Annotated in this window: 14 protein-coding genes; 13 read left to right on the top strand and 1 reads right to left on the bottom strand. The window is 64.2% G+C overall.

Annotation, left to right across the window (positions count from 1 at the left end):
• The first annotated feature begins 261 nt into the window (after positions 1-261).
• The gene (locus CNR27_RS12920; protein WP_096299369.1) at positions 262-1,515 is read left to right on the top strand and encodes an HD-GYP domain-containing protein; all 1,254 of its coding nucleotides are present in this window, start codon (positions 262-264) and stop codon (positions 1,513-1,515) included.
• 19 nt (positions 1,516-1,534) lie between these two features.
• Positions 1,535-2,779 (top strand): putative bifunctional diguanylate cyclase/phosphodiesterase, encoded by a 1,245-nt coding sequence (locus CNR27_RS12915; protein WP_179948185.1) that lies wholly within the window; start codon positions 1,535-1,537, stop codon positions 2,777-2,779.
• Positions 2,780-2,801: 22 nt separating this feature from the next.
• Here CNR27_RS12915 and CNR27_RS12910 read toward each other — a convergent pair whose 3' ends face one another.
• A complete protein-coding gene (locus CNR27_RS12910; RefSeq protein WP_096299365.1) occupies positions 2,802-3,389 on the bottom strand; it encodes a superoxide dismutase in 588 nt (195 codons plus the stop codon).
• Between the two features lie 108 nt (positions 3,390-3,497).
• Between CNR27_RS12910 and grxD the strand changes: the two genes are divergently transcribed.
• The 11 genes from grxD to CNR27_RS12855 all read left to right on the top strand — a co-directional run bounded on the left by grxD (position 3,498) and on the right by CNR27_RS12855 (position 19,006).
• The gene (grxD, locus tag CNR27_RS12905) at positions 3,498-3,818 is read left to right on the top strand and encodes a Grx4 family monothiol glutaredoxin (protein WP_096299363.1); all 321 of its coding nucleotides are present in this window, start codon (positions 3,498-3,500) and stop codon (positions 3,816-3,818) included.
• Positions 3,815-4,576, top strand: a complete 762-nt coding sequence (locus CNR27_RS12900; protein WP_245815630.1) for an SDR family NAD(P)-dependent oxidoreductase — start codon at positions 3,815-3,817, stop codon at positions 4,574-4,576. Before grxD ends, CNR27_RS12900 begins: the two co-directional genes overlap by 4 nt.
• Complete coding sequence (locus tag CNR27_RS12895; protein WP_096299361.1) at positions 4,573-5,163, top strand: YhgN family NAAT transporter; 591 nt, start codon at positions 4,573-4,575, stop codon at positions 5,161-5,163. The genes CNR27_RS12900 and CNR27_RS12895 overlap by 4 nt, the downstream gene beginning before the upstream one ends.
• A 261-nt stretch (positions 5,164-5,424) precedes the next feature.
• Positions 5,425-8,685, top strand: coding sequence for a TonB-dependent receptor (locus tag CNR27_RS12890; RefSeq protein ID WP_096299359.1), 3,261 nt, complete (start codon positions 5,425-5,427; stop codon positions 8,683-8,685).
• Positions 8,686-8,799: 114 nt separating this feature from the next.
• The gene (gene ppnN, locus CNR27_RS12885; RefSeq protein WP_096299357.1) at positions 8,800-10,188 is read left to right on the top strand and encodes a nucleotide 5'-monophosphate nucleosidase PpnN; all 1,389 of its coding nucleotides are present in this window, start codon (positions 8,800-8,802) and stop codon (positions 10,186-10,188) included.
• 190 nt (positions 10,189-10,378) lie between these two features.
• On the top strand, positions 10,379-10,909 hold the full coding sequence (locus tag CNR27_RS12880; protein ID WP_096299355.1) for a GspH/FimT family pseudopilin: 531 nt from the start codon (positions 10,379-10,381) through the stop codon (positions 10,907-10,909).
• Entirely contained in the window at positions 10,900-11,418 is a 519-nt protein-coding gene (gene pilV, locus CNR27_RS12875; RefSeq protein ID WP_096299354.1) for a type IV pilus modification protein PilV, read from the top strand. Before CNR27_RS12880 ends, pilV begins: the two co-directional genes overlap by 10 nt.
• A complete protein-coding gene (locus CNR27_RS12870) occupies positions 11,415-12,692 on the top strand; it encodes a PilW family protein (protein ID WP_096299352.1) in 1,278 nt (425 codons plus the stop codon). The genes pilV and CNR27_RS12870 overlap by 4 nt, the downstream gene beginning before the upstream one ends.
• Before the next feature lie 4 nt (positions 12,693-12,696).
• Positions 12,697-13,161, top strand: coding sequence for a pilus assembly PilX family protein (locus tag CNR27_RS12865; RefSeq protein ID WP_096299350.1), 465 nt, complete (start codon positions 12,697-12,699; stop codon positions 13,159-13,161).
• 17 nt (positions 13,162-13,178) lie between these two features.
• Positions 13,179-18,563 carry a pilus assembly protein gene (locus CNR27_RS12860; RefSeq protein WP_096299348.1) on the top strand — a complete coding sequence of 1,795 codons (5,385 nt, stop codon included), beginning with the start codon at positions 13,179-13,181 and terminating at the stop codon, positions 18,561-18,563.
• Positions 18,560-19,006 (top strand): type IV pilin protein, encoded by a 447-nt coding sequence (locus CNR27_RS12855; RefSeq protein ID WP_179948184.1) that lies wholly within the window; start codon positions 18,560-18,562, stop codon positions 19,004-19,006. Before CNR27_RS12860 ends, CNR27_RS12855 begins: the two co-directional genes overlap by 4 nt.
• Positions 19,007-19,704: the final 698 nt, after the last annotated feature.

Genomic DNA, 19,704 nt, shown 5'->3' with positions numbered 1-19,704 from the left:
GGCAGGTCCGGTTGCGGGCGGTGGGGGTTGTCCCGGCGCGACCGGCGGCCGGGGGGGGGCGCTGAAGGCGTGGCATTCGGAGCCCGCAGGCGCCACCAGGCGCACTCGAGCGGCGATGAGCACGATGTTTTCATCCCGTCAGCCTGTACGCTGGGCGTCCGGCCAGATGCACCTGCTGCGCCGGATTGTCGGCGTCCCGCGAGCGGGGCCAGGCGATGCCGAGGGGGCGGTAGTGCAAGGCCAGGAGAGCCGACGGGCCAGATGACGCTGGAAGAACTCAAAGTCGCCGTAACCGATCTGCAGGTCGGGATGTACGTGTGTCGCCTGGATCGGCCATGGGAGGGCACGCCTTTTCTGCTGCAGGGGCTGATGGTGGAATCGGCGGACGATGTCGCCGTCCTGCAACGCCTGTGCACGCACGTATATGTGGATGTCGAGCGCGGACTTGGGCGTATGCCGCCGTCGTTGCAGGTGGTCGGACCCGCAGCGACACCATCCGCAGTACCTGCGGCGCCCCGCAACTACGAAAACGACCAGATCGCCGCGCTGCAGGGCACCGTGGCCTATCCGGAGCGCGTGGAGTTCGATCAGGAGCTCGACAGCGCACGGCAGGCCCATGCCCAGGCTGCGGCGTTCGCCGAGCGGGCCCTAGAAGAGGTCCGGGGCGGGCGCGCCATCGCGGTCGAGGAGGTCCGCGATGCGATCGAGCCCATGGTGCGCAGCCTGGTGCGCAATGCCGACGCGTTCCTGTGGCTTGATGCGCTACGCGCTCGCGGCGCCTACGAATACCGCCATGCGCTGTCGTGCAGTGCGCTGGCCGCCGCGTTCGGCCGGCACGTCGGCCTGCCCGAACCCCTGCTGCTGGACATGGCAAGCGGAGGCCTGTTGCTCGATGTCGGCAAGCTGAGGCTGCCGCCCGCGCTGCTGGCCAGCCCGGCACCCTATGACGATACACAGCGCAGTGTGATGCAGACGCATGTCGAATCCGGGTTGGCCCTCGTCGATGCCGCGGGGGTGCCGGCGCATGTCCGTGAAATGATCCGCACCCACCACGAATGGATCGACGGCAGCGGTTACCCCGGGCGCCTGCAGGGCGATGCGATCCCGCTTCTGGGGCGGATCGCCGCGGTGATCGACGCCTATGACGCGATGATCAGCACCCGCCCGCACCGGCAAGCGGTCGCTCCGCACGTCGCCCTGCAGTCGCTCTACCGCGGACGCGGCACTCAGTTCGCGGCCGAGATCGTCGAACAGTTCATGCAATGCATGGGGGTCTATCCGATCGGCGCGCTGGTCGAGTTGAGCACCGGTGAGGTGGCGATCGTCACCGCACAGAACGCGGCCCGGCGCCTGCAGCCCCGCGTCATGGTGCTGACCGGACCGGACAAGCGGTTGCTCACGCAGTTCCACTCGATCGACCTGCTGGTGCGCGGGCACAGCGACGAACCGGTGCGGATTGCCGGTGCGCTTGCGCCGGGTGCGTACGGGCTCGATCCGGTGGGCCTGTTCCTGTGAGGGCGGCAGGGATTTGCGCGTGCTGAATCACGCCCAGGCACTGGTCGACATCCGCACGTTCCTCGCGCAGGCGCGCTCGGGTATTCCGCTGGGGGTGCTGGTGATCCGCGCCGATCGCGTGCGCGAGACGGAACTGTCGCTCGGCTATGCCGCCGGCGATGCCCTGCGCGCCGGGATGCAACAAGCGCTGGAGGCCGCGGTGCGGCCCGGCGATCACGTGTGCCGCATCGGCGAGGACGCCTTCCTGGTGCTGCTGCCGGCTCTGCGCGGCCGTGCGCACGCCGCACTGGGCGCAGCCAAGTTCGTGCGCGCTCTGCAGCGTCCATTCGACGTCGGGGACGCGCACGCTCAGCCATCGGTGCGGGTGGGCATCGCCATCGCGCCGGAAGACGGCACCGATGCCGAGCAGCTGTGCCGGCGCGCCGACCGCGCCTGCGACGATGCGGCGGCATCCGTCGAAGGCTTCGCGTTCTGGGAGGCGCCGTCGGTGCCGCTCGACACCCTGCACCACGATCTGCGCGCGGCCCTTGCCGAGAACCAGCTGGCCCTGCATCTGCAACCGCTCGCTGCCTTGCCCGACCGGGTGATCCGCAGTTACGAGGCGCTCGCGCGCTGGACGCATCCTCGACTGGGCGACATACCGCCCGATGTGTTCATCGAAATCGCCGAACGTGGCGGCCTGATCGGCGACCTCACCCGCTGGAGCCTCAACGTCGCCCTGCGCCACCTCGCGACGCTGCGGGGTGCAGGCCTCGAGGTGCGCATCGCGGTCAACCTGTCGGTGGAGGCGCTGCAGGCCCCCGGCTTCGTCGAACAGGTGCTGGATCTGCTGCATCTGTGGCGCGTGCCGGGGCAAGGACTGGTGTTCGAGATCACCGAGAGCGCGCTGATGCGCGACATCGTCCGGTGCAGCCATCTGCTCGCGCAACTGCGCCAATCCGGCGTCCGCATCGTGATCGACGATTTCGGTACCGGCTATTCGTCGCTGGCGTACCTGCGTCGGCTGCCGGTCGACGGCATCAAGATCGACCGCAGCTTCGTCCAGGACATGGCCCGGGACCGGCGCGCGTGTCGCATCGTCGAGACGATGATCGATCTCGCGCACGAGTTGGAGCTGAAGGTCGTCGCCGAAGGCATCGAGGACGAGGCAACGCTGGAGCTGCTGCGCGAGGCGCACTGCGATCTCGTGCAGGGCTATCTGATTGCGCGCCCGGCGCCCGCCGAGGATGTCATCGAACGACGTTTGCGGGCCGACAAAGCCTGACTTTCGCGTGCTCGGCGGTCGGTCAGCGCAGGCGCGCCGCAACCGCGTCCCAGTTCACCAGCTGCCAGAAGGCATCGAGGTACTTCCGCCGGTTGTCCCGGTAGTCGAGATACCAGGCGTGTTCCCACAGCGAGATCGCCAGCAGGGGCGTGTCCTGGCCGGTGATCGGCGTCGCTGCGTTCGCCGTGGCGGCCAGTGCTATCCGCCCGTCAGGCCGTTGCAGGAGCCAGACCCATCCGGCGCCGAATGTCGCCAGCGCCAGCGCTTCGAAGCGCCTGCGGAAAGCCGCGACATCCCCGAACTGGCGTGACAGGGCCTCGGCCAGCCGCCCTTTGGGCTCGCCGCCACCGCCGGCTGCGGCGGGCTTGAGCGAATGCCAGTAGAAGGCGTTGTTCCAGGCCTGCGCCGCGTGGTCGAACGCCGCGCCCTGAGCCTTGCGGACGATGATCTCCAGCGGGGCATCGGCAAGTTCAGAGCCGGCCAGCAGTGCGTTGAGACGTTCGATGTGGGCGCGCTGCAGGTGGCCATGGTGCTGGTCGAGGGTGTCGCCCGAAAGGTGCGGCTCCAGCGCGGTGCGGTCGTAGGGCAGGGCGGCAAGTTCGAGGGGCATGGCCGGCGGTCCGGTGGTCGATGGGCGGCGACGCGATAGAATGCACCAATTCGAATCCCGATCCCCGCTGGCCGCTCGGCAGCGGCGAGGTCCTGCAGGAGCGTCAACGTGTCGATCCTCGAACGCATCCAGGCCGAAATCGACGGCCATGCCATCGTGTTGTTCATGAAGGGAACGCCGCAGTACCCGATGTGCGGGTTCTCCAGCCGTACCGTCGCCGCCCTGCATGAAGCGGGTGCACGCGACTACCGCGCGATCAACGTGCTCGAGGCTCCGGAAGTCCGCGCGAACCTGCCACGGTTCTCGAACTGGCCGACGTTCCCGCAGCTGTTCATCCACGGCGAACTGATCGGCGGCTGCGACATCGCGCTCGAACTGCACGAGGCGGGCGAGCTCTCACGCATGGTGGCCGAGGTGGCAGCGTCGTGAGTGCGCTGGCGGAGCCTGCTGCCGAGGCAGCAGCGCTGGAAGGGCGCGTGGTGCTGGTCGTCGGCGCGCATGGCGGGCTCGGTGAGGCCACCTCTCTGGCCTGCGCGCAGGCGGGCGCCTCGCTCGTACTGCTGGGACGACGCGTGCCCAGGCTCAGCCGTCTCCACGATCGGCTGCAGGCGCTCGGCGCCGCGCCGGCGCTGTACCCGATGGATCTCGAGGGGGCGAGCCCCGACGATCATGCCGATCTTGCCGCGCGGATCGAGGCCGCCTACGGCAGGCTCGACGGCATCGTCCATCTCGCAGCCGCCTTCGACGGTCTCACCCCGCTGGAGTTGACCGATCCGGCCGCCTTCGCCCGCGCACTGCACGTCAACCTCACCGCGCGCTGGTGGTTGACCCAGGCCTGCCTGCCGCTGCTGCGCCGTTCGGGCGACGCGGCTGTGGTGTTCGCGATCGACGACCCGGCGCGCACGGGCGGCGCCTACTGGGGCGGCTATGGACTCGCCCAGGCGGGGCTCTCGGCCATGGTGGGGATGTTGCAGGCGGAGCTCGGCGACGCGCCGATCCGCGTCAGCGGCCTGCTGCCGCCGCCGATGCGCACGCCGCTGCGCGCGCGCGCGCATGTCGAAGCCGAGGACCGGATCGCACGCGCGCCGGCGGATGTCGCCGCGCACTGCGTGGCCTTGCTGGCTCCGGGCGGAGACGCGCATCGCGGTGCGCTGTGGGCGCCGTTCGCGCCGGAGGGGCGCGCATGACCATCGCTTCGGCCGCCCTGCTGCTGTTCCTGATCCTGGATCCACTGGGCAACATCCCGGTGTTCCTGAGCATGCTGCGGCGGCTCACTCCGCAGCGCCAGCGCGTCGTGCTGGCGCGGGAACTGCTGATCGCGCTGGTCGTGCTGATGGTGTTCCTGTGGGCGGGCAAGTACGCGCTCGAAGTCATGCACCTGCGGCAGGAGTCGGTGGCGATCGCCGGCGGCATCGTGCTGTTCCTGATCGGCATCCGCATGATCTTTCCGCCGCCCGAAGGGCTGATGGGAGAGATACCCGACGGCGAGCCCTTCATCGTGCCGATGGCGATTCCGCTGGTGGCGGGCCCATCGGGCATGGCTGCGGTGATGCTGATGGGCAGCAACGAGCCCGACCGACTGGGCGAGTGGAGCCTGGCGCTGCTGATCGCCTGGGGCGCCACCTCCGCGATCCTGTTCTCGGCGACCTATCTGTACAAGCTGCTCGGCGCCCGCGCGCTGACGGCGATCGAGCGGCTTATGGGCATGCTCCTGGTCGCAATCTCGGTGCAGATGCTGCTAGACGGGCTCGTGAGCTACCTCAAAAGCGCCTGAGCGACTCGTGAGAGGTCCGTGAAGGTTTTCGACGGCAAGCAGCGCGCAATTTCCGCGATTGCAGAGAAAGTTCAGGTAGCTCAACGGCTTGCGCGGCGCGCGCGCTGTCATGGCACTGTCACTCTCGAAGGCTAACGTGTTAATCTGCGGTTAAACGGGATGGCTTCCCAAGCGCCCGTCGCGAGACCCCCACCTCTCCAAGACTCCCGTTGCCTTCCGTCCGGACGGTGACGACATCCACGTACCGAGGCTATAAAACCCATGAACCACACGCATCGCGCCCGACTCTCGAAGTTGTCGCTCGGCCTGATCGTCGCCCTTGCAGCCGCTCCCGCATTCGCGCAGAGCACCTCCGCCGGTGTCGGTGGTCAGGTGGTCGGTGCGGGTGGCGCACCGGTGTCCGGCGCTGAAGTGACGATCGTGCACACCGAGTCCGGCACCGTCAGTCGCGTCACGACCGATGCAAGCGGCCGTTACAACGCGCGCGGCCTGCGCGTGGGTGGCCCGTACACGATCACGGTGACCAAGCCGGGCGAAGGTACGCGTACCGAGGACAACGTTTTCCTCAATCTCAACCAGGTCAACACCGTCAATGCCGCCCTGAGCGGCGACATGACGACGTTGCAGACCGTCACGGCGACCGCGATGGGGGGCGGCTCGGAGGTCTTCAGCGCCAACAAGATGGGCGCGGGCACGAACGTCACCCTGGCGCAGATCGAAGCGCTGCCGTCGATCGGCCGCAACATCCAGGACTACATGCGCCTGGATCCGCGTCTGGCGCAGACCAGCAAGGGCCGCGGCGAGATCTCCGCCGGTGGCCAGAACACCCGCTTCAACGCGATCCGCGTCGACGGTGTGTCGGCATCGGACACCTTCGGCCTGGAGAGCAACAACTCGCCGACGCTGCGCCAGCCCGTGTCGCTGGACGCGATCGAAGAAATCAGCATCGAGCTCTCGGACTATGACGTCACGGTGACGGGCGCTACGGGCGCGGTCGTCAATGCGGTGACCAAGTCCGGCACTAACACCTTCTCCGGCAGCGCGTTCTACACCTACCGCGATCAGGACTGGGTGCGTGACAACCCTGACGGCTCGCCGTTCAACGGTTTCATCGACGAAGAAAACTTCGGCGGCACCTTCGGTGGCCCGATCATCCAGGACAAACTGTTCTTCTTCGTGAACTACGACAAGTTCACCCGCAGCGCCCCCGGCACCACCGTCAGCCCGGCCGCGGCGCGCATTACCGACCAGCAGATCGACGAGGTCCGTCAGATCGCATCCCAGCGCTGGGGCTTCGATGCCGGCGACCAGATCGCGCCTGACAATCTCAAGACCGAGGTCGAGGAATACGCCGGCAAGATCGACTGGAACATCAACGACGATCATCGCGCGTCGTTCCGCGTCAGCCGCGTCGAGCAGTCGGACGTGTTCCTGTACGGTTTCAGCAATACCGGTCGTTCGCTCAGCACCAACTGGAGCATCACCGACAAGCAGGTCGACAGCTACTCGCTGCAGTTCTTCAGCAACTGGAGCGAGAACTTCAGCACCGAGCTCAAGGGCACCTACCGCGAATACTCCTCGGTGCGCAGCCCCTTCTCGCGCCTGCCGTCCATCGGTGTCGCATTCGGCACGCCCTCGAGCAGTGGTGCGCCCAACTCGCCGTACCTGAACTTCGGTACCGAGTCGAACAGCCACTACAACGTGCTGGAAACCGACACCACCAACGTACAGGGCTCCGGTACCTATTACGCCGGTGATCACGAGATCAAGTTCGGCTTCGACTACGAAGACAACGGCGTCTACAACCTGTTCGGCCAGAACCAGTTCGGCAGCTACACGTTCGCGTCCACGGAAGATTTCCGCAACGGCGACTACTGGTCGTACTCCTCGTTCGCACCGCGTCCGGGTGCGGGGATCGGCAGCATTGCGGCCGACTACAACCAGAAGAACACCGGCCTGTACATCCAGGACCGCTGGAACGTCAACATGAACCTGACGCTGATGTTCGGCCTGCGTGTCGACCAGGTGACGCTGGGCTCCGAGCCCGAGTTCAATGCACTCGTCGACCGCGTTTACGGCTACGACAACAGCGTGACCCTGGATGGCAAGAAGCTGTGGCAGCCGCGCTTCGGTTTCAACTACACCTTCGACTCCGAGCGTCCGACCCAGCTGCGCGGCGGTGTCGGCCTGTTCCAGGGCGCGGCTGCGAACGTGTGGGTGGGTAACTCGTTCGCAAACACCGGCCTGAATGTGGTGGAGTACTCCACGCCGTCCTTCAGCGGTTTGACCGAGGCTCAGCGCGCCGCAATCCGCGCGCAGTATCCCTTCAGCACCGATCCGGACAACCAGCCTCAGCCGACCTCGCAGCAGCGCCAGTCCGTCAACCTGATGGATCCCGGCTTCCGCCAGCCGTCGGTATGGAAGGCCAACCTTGCATTCGATCATGAGCTGCCGTGGTATGGCCTCGTGGCGTCGGCTGAACTGCTCTACACCCGCGTCAATGACGGCATCTACTACGACCGTCTCGATCTCGGTACGCCGCTCTCGCGTCCGGGCCAGGATGGTCGCGACCTCTACTGGGCCAATGCCAACGGCACCGGCACGCGTGGTCGCGGCAACGCTGGGATCAATGCCCTGCGCGCGGCTGGGCAGATGCCGCCGGGCTTCGAGAACGTGGTGGGTTGGGCCAATGACGGCGTGATCCTGATGCGCAACACCGACAAGGGTGGCTCGCAGCAGTTCACGGCCAGCCTGACCAAGCCGATGACCGATACCTGGTCGTGGGTGGCCGGCTATACCTACACCCGCGCCACCGAAGTCAGCCCGCTGACCAGCTCGCGCGCGATCTCCAACTGGAACGGCCGTTTCGCGTTCAACCCGAACGAGAACGTGGCGGGTCGCTCGGCCTACGAGATCCGTGATCGCTTCACCGGCGCGCTCACCTGGCAGAAGGCGTTCTTCGGCGACAACAAGACCAGCGTCGCGGTGTTCTACGAAGGCCGCAGCGGCAAGCCCTACAGCTGGGGCTTCCTCAACGATGCCAACGGTGACGGCTATACCAACGACCTGTTCTACGTGCCCAACGGCTACGGCGATGTCGAGTTCACCGGCGGCCCGGCCATGGAGCAGGCGTTCTTCGAATGGCTGTCCGAGAACCCCGATCTGGCCCGGTACGCGGGTGGTGCGGCGCCGCGCAACAGTGCCACTTCGAAGTGGGTCAACAGCTTCGATGTCCGCATCAGCCAGGAATTCCCGGGCTTCTTTGCAGGCAACAAGGCCGAGATCTGGCTCGACATCATCAATATCGGCAACCTGATCAACAAGGATTGGGGCGAGATCTACGAAGTGGGCTTCCCGCTCAACCGTGGTGTTGCGCGGATGGAAGGCATCAACGCGGCCGGGCAGTACATCTACAACTTCAACCCCGACAACATCACGGCCGAAGGCCTGTACGACAATCAGGACCAGAACAAGGGTCTGTCGCGCTGGCAGCTGCAGGTCGGCTTCCGCTACAAGTTCTGATCCCCGGATCGAACGCGTGACACCAGAAACGGCCGGGGAAACCCGGCCGTTTTCTTTGCTGACGGCTCCTGCGCTACAGTGCCGGCCTACGAAAAACACATGAAAGAAGACCAGATGAACAAGCAAGCCGGAGCGGCGACGGCGCTGCCCACCGTGAGTGCATATGTCTATCCGCGCGGCGGCCTGGACGTGCTGTCGCGCGACGAGGTCGCGAGGCTGAAGGATGCGTCCGCTGGCGGCATGCACGACCTGCTGCGCCGCTGCGCGCTCGCCGTCCTGACCAGCGGCAGTGCATCCGACGATCCGCGCGCCGCGCAGGAGCTGTATCCCGACTTCGATATCCAGGTGCTGCAGCAGGATCGCGGCATCCGCATCGAACTGACCAACGCCCCGGCGATGGCCTTTGTCGATGGACAGATCATCCGCGGCGTCGCCGAGCTGCTGTTCGCCGTGGTGCGCGACCTTGCCTACACCGCGATCGAGCTGGATCCCGCGGATGCGGGGGACCTCGATTCGTCGGCCGGCATCACCAATGCGGTCTTCGGTCTGCTGCGAAATGCCCGGCTGCTGCAGCCGGGTGACCCCAACCTGGTGGTGTGCTGGGGCGGCCACTCGATCAACCGCGGCGAGTACGACTACACCAAGCTGGTCGGCTACGAGCTCGGCCTGCGCGGCATGGACATCTGCACCGGCTGTGGCCCGGGCGCCATGAAGGGGCCGATGAAGGGCGCCAACGTCGCCCACGCCAAGCAGCGGCAGTATCCCGCGCGTTACATCGGCATCACCGAGCCGGGCATCATCGCGGCCGAATCGCCGAATCCGATCGTCAACCAGCTGGTGATCATGCCGGACATCGAGAAGCGCCTCGAGTCCTTCGTGCGCCTGGGGCACGGCATCATCGTGTTTCCCGGCGGCGTGGGCACAGCGGAGGAGATCCTCTATCTGCTCGGCCTGCTCCTTCAGGAGGAGAATCGCGACATCCCGTTCCCCTTCATCCTCACCGGCCCCACTGCATCGGCGCCGTACTTCCAGCAGATCGACCAGTTCATCCGGCTGACCCTTGGCGACGAGGCCGCCTCCCGCTACGAGATCATCGTCGCCGATCCCGAGCAGGTGGCGCGGCGCATGGCCGCCGGTATCCGAAAGGTCAAGGAGTACCGCGTCTCGCACAAGGACTCGTTCTACTTCAACTGGTCGATGACGATTCCGCTCGACCTGCAGCGTCCCTTCGTGCCCACGCACGAAGCGATGGCCGCGCTCGACCTGCACCATGGCCGCCCCCCGCACGAGCTGGCGGCCGACCTGCGCCGCGCGTTCTCGGGCATCGTCGCCGGCAACGTCAAGGAGGACGGCCTGCGCCGCGTCGAAGCCTTCGGCCCGTTCCGCATCAACGGCGACCGCGACATCATGCAGTCGCTCGATGCGCTGCTGCGCGCGTTCGTGGCCCAGCGACGGATGAAGATCTCCGGGGACTACAGGCCCTGCTATGAGGTGGTGGCCTGACCGCAGGACGCGCATGCCAGAATCGCGGGGCGGGCAGGGAGGCGCCTACAGAGTGCGTCCGGTGACGGCATACCCCGCTGTGGCGCGTTCGTCTTGCCTGCTCGACCGTTCATCTGCCACCGCTTGCCTCCCGCATTTATCTCCCTAGACTTGCGACCGGGGCGGTCTGTGTCCGGGGAAAGGGGGAGGCATGCAACATGTGCGTACGAGGGGATTTACCCTGGTCGAATTGATGGTGACGATTGCGATCGTCGGTATTCTGCTCGCACTCGGGTTGCCCAGTTTCCAGGGCGCCATACGCAGCAACCGGATCGCAACAACCACCAATGAGCTGATCGGCAGCGTGTCCCTGGCGCGCAGTGAAGGCATTCGTTCGACCTTGGGTGGTGGTATTTGCGCGACCGATGACGGCACAGCCTGCAGCGACGACTGGGCCGCGGGGTGGCTGGTCTGGACCAACGTGGGCACGGCTAATGCAGCGCTTGATGCCGGCGACACGATCGTGCGCGTGATCGATGCACATCCGCAGCTCATGCTGTCTGCTGCGACGGGCGCGGGCGTCGAGCGGGACAGGATCGTGTTTGATGCGCGCGGGCGTCCCGACACCCCATCCGTTATCACCCTGCGCCCGGTCGACTGTCCTCCTGGCTTGGAGTTGGTTAGGACAATGTCCTTGAACATTGTCGGGCAGCTCACTACGGAGATCAGTGCATGTCCTTGAAGCTGCCTTTGGGCGCGTGGCGCCGCAGACCCACATGCACGCCTGGGCGTCGCCAGCTCGGCTTCTCCCTTATCGAAGTGCTGATCGCGCTTGTTGTGCTTGCCGTAGGCCTGCTGGGCCTGGCGCTGCTTCAGACAACGAATCTGAGGTACACCCAGAGCGCGCAACAGCGCACCATGGCCGTCAATCTCGCCAGTGAACTGCTCGACACGATCAGAATCAACCGGTCGCAGATCGACTCGTACGCAATGAACGAAGGGAGCTTCGCTGACGTGACGCCAGCTGCTGCCGGATGTGAGACGTTCGAGGTCCTGTCAAACGCGAATAACGTCAAGCGGTGGCAGTGCGAGGTCAGGGAGGCTCTCGGCCCGGATGCCTACGCCGAAGTCAATGTCGTGGGCGCGCCCTCCGTGGTGGTCAAGATCGTTTGGGGTGAGGCGAATATGGCGGAGGTTGGAACTGCGGATGGAAAGGTTGCCGGTGAGATCGAACTGAGTACGACGCTATGAACTCCTTTTCACCCAAACGATCGGCTGGCCTGTCGCTGATCGAGATTCTCATCGCGCTGGCAATAGGTTCGCTCCTCATCCTCGCACTCGTGCAGGTTTTCGCGGCATCGCGGACGGCCTATCAGTTGTCCACGGGGCTCGCACGCACGCAGGAGAACGGTAGATTTGCCATCGATATCCTGCAGCGTGACATTCGGATGGCGGGGCACATGGGCTGCGTCAACGACCAGTCCAGGTTTCTGCCGGCCAACGTCACAGCATCGCGGCCCGCGTTGATTTCCACATTCCTCACCGCCGATCAGCAGTTCGGGTCCGGTTCCGATCCCTCAGCGGCGATCACCTCCGATTATGCGGCTGCGCCTGGACCCCTGCGTTTCGATCTCGGTATAGAGGGCTTCAACGCTGTAGAGACCTCGAGTGGCGACGAGGTGGAGCTTGCCCCATTGCCTAACCTGGCGGCTGACGGGAGCGCGTGGCAGCCGGCGCTGCCGGCTCAGCTCTATGCCGCTTTGACAGCGGGCAGTGTCGGCCTGCCTGTCCAAAGCAGTGACATCGTCATTCTGCGCTTCTTCTCTCCGACTGGAGCCCAGGTCACTTCGTTCACCCCCGGCTCTACCACGGTGATCGACGTCGATTCCATGACTCATCTCGTCGAGGGCGTCGCCAACCCGGGTTTGTTCGGGATTTCGGATTGTATGCAGGCCGGCGTATTCAACGCGACTGCAGTCAGCGGCACCAGGATTTCGGTCGCGGCCGGTGGGCTCAACCAATCTACATTCGATACGACGCCTCAGTTTACGGTCGGCCAAGCGATGGTTTATCGGGCTGAAAGCCTGGTTTATTACGTGGGCCGCAACGCGTCGGGCAATCCAGCTCTATACCGGCTGCGCTATTCCGCGGCCCCGGGTGGCGCGCTGGTATCGGCGAAAGAAGAGTTGGTCGAAGGTGTCGAGTCTTTGCAGTTGCAGTTCGGACAGGACAGCAACACGTCGAAAACTGGCCGTCCCACCGGGAACATCGGGACGAGTGTCGTTGCCGATGCGTTGGTGCCGTCTGGCGCTGCCGGGGACTACGAGCATGCCTGGCGTCGCGTGGGGCTGGTGCAGGTGGGGCTGGTCGCGCGCAGCCCGGATGCGGCAGCCGCCTCGCAGCGCGCGGCAGCCACTGTGCGGCTTTCCGCACTTGGTGTCGTCATGACACCGCCCGAGGACACGCGATATCGCGCGGTCTACGAAAACAGCGTCGCCCTGCGTAACCGACTGTTTGGGAATTGATCCGATGAACTTCTCCAAGCATCCCCCCCATAAACAGTCCGGTGCGGTGCTCTACGTCGCTCTGATGCTTTTGATCCTGCTTGCGCTGATCGGCATCGTGGCGTTACAGGTCGCCGGCCTGCAGGAGCGCATGGCCGCGAATTACATGGCAACCAATAGTGCTTTCCAGAACGCGGAGTCCAATGCGCGCCAGATGGAGAACACGTTGAAAGAGCAGGTGTTGGCCGGCGCAAACCCGCCAACCGACGTACCGCCGGCCGACTGCACATCGACGCCGGATTTCCAGGGCTGGCAGTCCGACCAGCAACATGTGCGCCGGCTCGACCTCTGCTTTGCATGGGGTGCGCTCGACGTACCGTCCAACGAAGCCGAGCGGACGGACCAGATCTATCAGATCACTGCCTTCTCACGGGATCGCCCGTTGCTTCCGAGCTCCGAAGCAACTGTAGATACCGTGTTCATCCCGTGAGACGCGAGGAGAGTTGAATGAAATCCGGAAAGCTCATGCGCGTCGTCGCTGTAGGTGTCGTCCTCGTCGCTGCTGGCGTGACCAGCCTGTCCTTGCGCTCCGACCCGCTGTTCGTCTCGGGGGATGCACCGCCCATCGCTCAGTCGCCGCTGTATCTGCGCGACGCCGTGCCGCCGCTCAACATGCTTGTGATGGGCAAGGATCACAAGATCTATTACGAAGCCTACAACGACGCATCTGATCTGGACGGCGACGGCAGCCTGGATGTGGGCTATCGCGGATGGGAACTCAAATCAAATCCGGCTGCGGGAGAGCCGCGTTACAAGATCGACTACTACGGCTACTTCAACTCTTACGCTTGCTACACGTGGAGCACTTCAAGCGGCGGCCGATTCGTGCCGGCCCGGGCGGCCCCGGACAAAACCTGCGGGCGCCGGTCGGGCGAGTGGAGCGGTGACTTTCTGAACTACCTGACGACCTCCCGCATGGACGCATTGCGCCGCGTCCTCTACGGCGGCTGGCGGCAGACGGACACTACAACGCAGACCATCCTGCAGGGCGCGTTTTTCCCGCAGGACGCGCACAGCTGGGGCAAGGAATACCAGAGCATTGCGCGCGATGGTTACGACATCGGCAACTATGCGCCGCTGCCGATTCCCGATAACGGCCGATACCATCTTTTCGCGGTGACGACGACCACCGGTAGCGCCAACTCGTTCCTCTTTCCGGATTACCAGGCGCCTCTGTTCCGCGTGCTCAAGCAGTCGCCATATCGGGTATGGAACTGGTTGTCGATCGAAGGCCCGGTTGCGGGGAACAGTTGCTTCAACGCGGCGGACCAGCGTGTCAGTTGTGTTGGCGGCGGTACTGCGCCTGCACATCCCGGCCACCCCGCCGACCGGGCTGCCTTCAACCAGATGGAGGAGAGTTTCGCCATTCCCTCCGCATGGTATGGGAGCGGCTCCGTCGCTCAGATCAACTGCACGAATGACGCGTGCAACCCCTATGGGGCCGACGACAACTATCTGACCGTCATCACCGGCGGGTTCCAGGTCGGTAATGGTAACTCCCAGGGTAGGACCTTCCGTTTTTCGGTGGATGGCGATGATGCGGTGGATTTCGAGATTCGCCGTGCCGACGGTACGTCCATACAGGGCGGGCAGGCGGGCTATTACGGGGGGCATGGCGTCTGTAACTGCAACACCTATACGACCGGCGTCCTGAATCTGAATCGTGGTGAGCTTTACAGCATCAAGTTCCGTCACGAGGATGCGACGGGCGGCGACAGGTACATCCTGCGCTACCAGGTTCAGCAGTCCAATGGACAATGGGATGCGTGGACAGTTGTGCCTTCCGCCAGCGGAAACGGCCAGACGGGACTGAGCAACCTGTCCATTTCCACCTACAACCTGCGACCTGTCATGGGTGGGGTAACCCGCGATGACTACCTGGTCCGCGTAGAAACCTGCCCGGCCGAAGAATCACTTCGCGACACCACATGCAAGGTCTATCCGAACGGCCAGGCAAAACCGACCGGTATCCTGCACGACTACGGCGAGTCCCAGCGGATGTACTTCGGCCTGATCACCGGGTCGCAGCGCAACAACCTTGAGGGTGGTGTGCTCCGTCGGAACATCTCGAACTTCGCTTCGGAGATCGATGCGGCCACCGGCGTGTTCCGGACGGATGTCGAAGGCATCGCCCGCAGCATCGACCGGTTGCGAATGATCGGCGGCGGCTATAACAACAATACCGTCAATAACTTGAATAGTGATTCCAACTGGAGCTGGAGCGCAGGCAATGGCAATTGCCCAGCGGTGGGTAGTCGCGTGATCGCCAACGGCGAATGCCGTATGTGGGGCAACCCGGTCGCAGAAATGCTCTACGAGAGCATGCGGTATTTTGCTGGCGCCACTGGCGCAACGCCACGCTTCGTGACCGGCGGCAATACCGCTGGTAATGAGGATCGTGATCTTGGTCTGCCCACCCCGGCTTGGCAGAATCCCTATGCGAGTACTGGTACGGGTCTGAACTACCCGGCATGTTCGCGTCCGGTGCAGACGATCATCAGCGACATCAATCCGAGCTATGACGGCGATCTCCCGGGGAGCTCCTTTGCCGGCGCAATCACGTCGACCGGCAATACGCCTGCCTCCATCGCGGATTTCAACGCGGCGAGCGAGGGTCAGGCGATCTGGACCGCTGAATTCGGGGCGGGCTCGAGAGACGTTTTTATAGGCGAGGTCGGCGAGCTCAATGACGGTAATCCGACCGTCAAGTCAGCCTCGGGTTTTGGCAATATTCGCGGCCTGTCGCCGGAAGAGCCGGGGAAGAGGGGCACGTACTACACCGCGAGTGTCGCCCGCTTCGCGCGTAATACGCCAAATATCAATATCGCGGCCGATGGCCAGAACGTCCATACCTACTCCATCGCACTGGCGTCCCCGCTGCCGCGTATCGAGTTCCCGGTCGGAACCAATACGGTCACGCTTGTGCCGTTCGCCAAGACGGTCAGCGGCACATACGGTGAGGGCACGCGGAAGCCGACGAACACGATCGTCGACTTCTATGTGGAAGAGTACGAGAACTTCCCGGGCCAGGCGCCCAACATGACGGTCAATGGCGGTCGACCGCGTGCCGTGTTCCGTATCAACTACGAGGACGTGGAGCAGGGTAACGATCACGACATGGACGCGATCGTGCGCTATGAAATCGTGGCCAACGCCGGCAACACTTTGACCGTGAATCTTACGTCGGAATTCGCCGCCGGCAGCGCCAACCAGAACATGGGCTACATCATTTCCGGAACGACGCGGGATGGTGCGTATCTGGAGGTGCGTGACCGGGACAACACCAATCAGGCGTCCTCGGCATATGAGCTCAATACCCCGTCCACATCGAATCCCGTTCGGTGGGCCGGCGAATGCGTCGGTCGGATGAACTCGGCACCCTGCAACCAGGGCCTGGGTTTCACGTCGACCCGTGAATTCTCACCCAGCACGAGTACGGCCGCGATCCAGCTTCGCGATCCGCTGTGGTACGCGGCCAAATATGGCGCACCCGATCCGGCGAACTGGGACTCCAGCGCACCGGGCGCCCCGGGCCATGGGGATCCTGACAACTATTTTCTGGTCACCAACCCGCTGAACCTGCGGAACCAGCTTTCAAAGGCCTTCGACGACATCGCAAGCCGCGATGTCGAGTCTGGCAGTCGCACCCTCAACGGCGCGCGTGTTGGCGCTGAGTCCTTCACGCTTCAGCCGACTTTCAGGCGCGAGCGCAACGGCAAGGACTGGACTGGCGACCTGAGCGCGCTCGCGATCAATCCCAATGGCTCGATAGGCGCTGTGCTCTGGAGTGCCGAAGCCAGTCTGCCGGCTCCCGCGTCCAGGAGGATCTACACCTTGCGCTCGGCAGGCAACGGGACCAGCGGCATCGCGGCAGGCAACCGCGTTCCGTTCCTGGCGGACAGCCTCGGGGCGAGCGAGGCCGACCAGCGCGGGGCGATCGGTGTCCATCAGGCCGATATCGACAATGGCGAGTACGGTGCCAGCCGTGATTATTCGGCCGAGGAGATCGTGTCCTATCTTCGTGGGGATCGTTCACGCGAGGCCGCGAACGGCGGCACTGGCGCCCTGCGAGCGCGCAGCTCGGTCATCGGTAGCATCATCAATTCCGAACCGGTTGTGGCATCACCCCGGGCGGATCTGGGCTACGGCATGCAGAGGGATCCAATGTTCTCCGGCTATGTCGCAGCGAACGGCAGCCCGGGCTATCTGGACTTGAAGGCCCGCCGGGAAACCATGGCATATGTGGGCGCGAATGACGGCATGCTGCACGCTTTCTATGCCGGCACGGTTCCATGCGTTGCGAATCCCCGGCTTCCGTGCGCAGCGGACGGCGCTGGCGTCGAGCGCTTCGCCTATGTTCCAAATGCGGTACTGTCGAACATGGGGCTCTTGGCCAAGACCGATGACTTCTATGATCATCGGTACTATGTCGATGGACAGATCAGTGTCGGCGACATCAAGGTGGGGAATGGCGGCGCGACAGACTGGCGGACAATGCTCGTGGGCTCGACGGGTGCAGGCGCGCGTTCGGTATTCGCGCTGGATGTCAGTGATCCAAGCGATCTGAATGAAAACAGCATCCGCTGGGAACGTAACAGCAGCGTCGATAACGATATTGGCCACGTCTATGGCAAGCCTTTGATCGTTCCGTTGGAGGACGGCAGTTGGGGCGTCCTGTTCGGCAACGGTTACGGTGGCAACCTCAACGACCCATCGCTTTATGTGCTTGATGCCTACACGGGCGAGGTCATCCGCAAGCTGACGGCTGATGACCGTAACCAGGGCGCGGTCGCCACCAACCCGGTTGCCAACTGGATCTGCCAGGTGGCCAGTGGCTTCGAGCTCGTGAGGGACCTGTGTGCCCGCCGAGCTGCGCCGTTCAATGGCCTTGGGCAGATCACTGCGATCGACAAGTCGGGGAATGGCAAGGTCGACACGATCTATGGTGGCGACTTGCAGGGCAACCTGTGGAAGTTCGACCTGTCGTCAAGTAATTCGGGCAACTGGGACGTGGCCAACGGTGGGCTGCCTTTGCTCAATGCGCAGATCGATGGCGAGCCGCAGGCTATCACTGGCGGCATCCGCGTCGCCGCAGGACCCGGCACTGGCGTGATGGTGTACTTCGGAACGGGTCGCTATCTGTTCGATCGCGGCAGTCAGCCGGGCGACAATGATGTGCCGCAGGACCCTTCGGTACAGTCGCTTTACGCGGTCTTCGATAATGGAACCCCGGTCAGCAATGGACGGTCTGCCCTGCAGGCGCAGAGCATCACCGGTACCGGTGAGGGGGAGAACGGGGAGGTTATCCGCAGTATCAGTCGCACGCGGGTGTCGTATTACGGCCCGAATGCGAAGCGGGGCTGGTATCTGGACCTCCAGGTCTACGACGATTCGGGACTCACGCCAGGCTTCCGACCGATCGGGGAGCGCTTCATTGCCACGCCGCGTATCCAGAGCGGCCGCGTGTTCTTCACCACATTCACGCCTTCCGAGGACAACTGCAATCCAGGCGGTGACAACTTCGTCTACGGTCTGGATCTACTGTCCGGATCCGGTGCACTTGCCAATGTTCAAGTGCAGCCTTCCCAAGTGCCGGCTTGCACCGGAGCGGATTGCGGCGGTATCCGGGTCGATGGCGGCGGCGCGCCAATCACGAGCAACTCGGTCGCGGCCATTACCACGAACACCATCATCAACCAGCCGGACGGAAGCCCATGCGATCCGGCCACCATGAACTGCCCCACATTTGAGGAGTGCCAAGTGGTCGTCTATCCGGGCGCTTTCGTTCTACCGAGGCCTTGCGGACGTCAATCCTGGAGGCAGATCAAATGACGCGGCTGAATATTCTTGCGCTGTCATTGCTACGTCGGCAGCGTGGTTTCACGTTGATCGAGCTGATGATCGTGATCGCTATCGTGGCTATCCTTGTCGGCATTGCATTGCCGATGTATCAGGACGCGGTACGGAAAGGGCACCGCGGCCAGGCCAAGGCAGACCTGGTGGAGCTCGCACAGCGCGCAGAGCGTTACAGGACAATCAACCAGGGTTCGTACGCCGGGTTCTGGGCGCAGGTGCCCGCCGGTGACCGCAACTCTCCCAGAACCGGAAACGTGCGATATGTGCTGACGCGGGAGGGTGGGGACACGGCCGCGACAACGTTTGTATTACAGGCGACGCCGCAAGGCGGACAGCAAAGCGACACCCGTTGTTTGATTCTGGCGATTGATCAGGTGGGCCGGAAAACTGCAACTGGCCCTGGCACAGACTGCTGGTAGACACATAGAAGCCGCGGAGCGATCCGCGGCTTTTTTTAGTTTGGAGCCCGAAGTCGGGTCCGGTTGATTCGCGTTCGCAACGCGTGCCGCATCAGCGAGCAAGTTCTTGAGAAAACGTTGAGTTGGGGCCTCGGGCACGGCCTGCGGAGGCGTGGTCGCCAAGGACCCGTTGACGTCGGCGCTCCTGGCGGTGGCCGGTTGGTCGCATCATGAGAAGTCCCAACCGCGGAGTGAGCGGTAACATCGGCGCCGCTGCGTCGCGCTGGTACCCGTCGCTTGCGGGTAGGAGGGATGGTGGCGATGCAGCCTGGTGGCGGGTGGTCTGGGGGGCAGCCAGTGGTGGTCCAGCAGGGTAGAAGTGGGAGCAATACGACGCGCTGGCCTGAGTCGTTGATAGATGCTGCGATACCCGTGGCGGCTTCATTCAAGCATCCTCTCTCTTCAGCACATCATTAGCTCCGAGCTTCTGCCGGGTGCGTTGACGTGCGCCGAGGAAGCTCAGTGAAATACATGAGACCCAGGGACGCTGCCTTACCCGGGAGTCTCGCCCAGGCGATGCGTTGGCGGCGGGCCAGCGTTCCAGAGGTGGGGCGAGCGTATGGTGCGCCACAGCCTTTCTGGTCGTGAGTCCTGGGCTGCGAGGTGCGAACGTGCGCGAACACGTGGCAGCGGATCGCTCTTGCTGTACAGGCCAATCG

The organism is Luteimonas chenhongjianii (genome assembly GCF_002327105.1).
GTDB classification, from domain to species: domain Bacteria; phylum Pseudomonadota; class Gammaproteobacteria; order Xanthomonadales; family Xanthomonadaceae; genus Luteimonas; species Luteimonas chenhongjianii.
The sequence above is the reverse complement of the archived record's forward strand: the minus strand, read 5'-3'. Positions and strand labels throughout refer to the sequence as shown.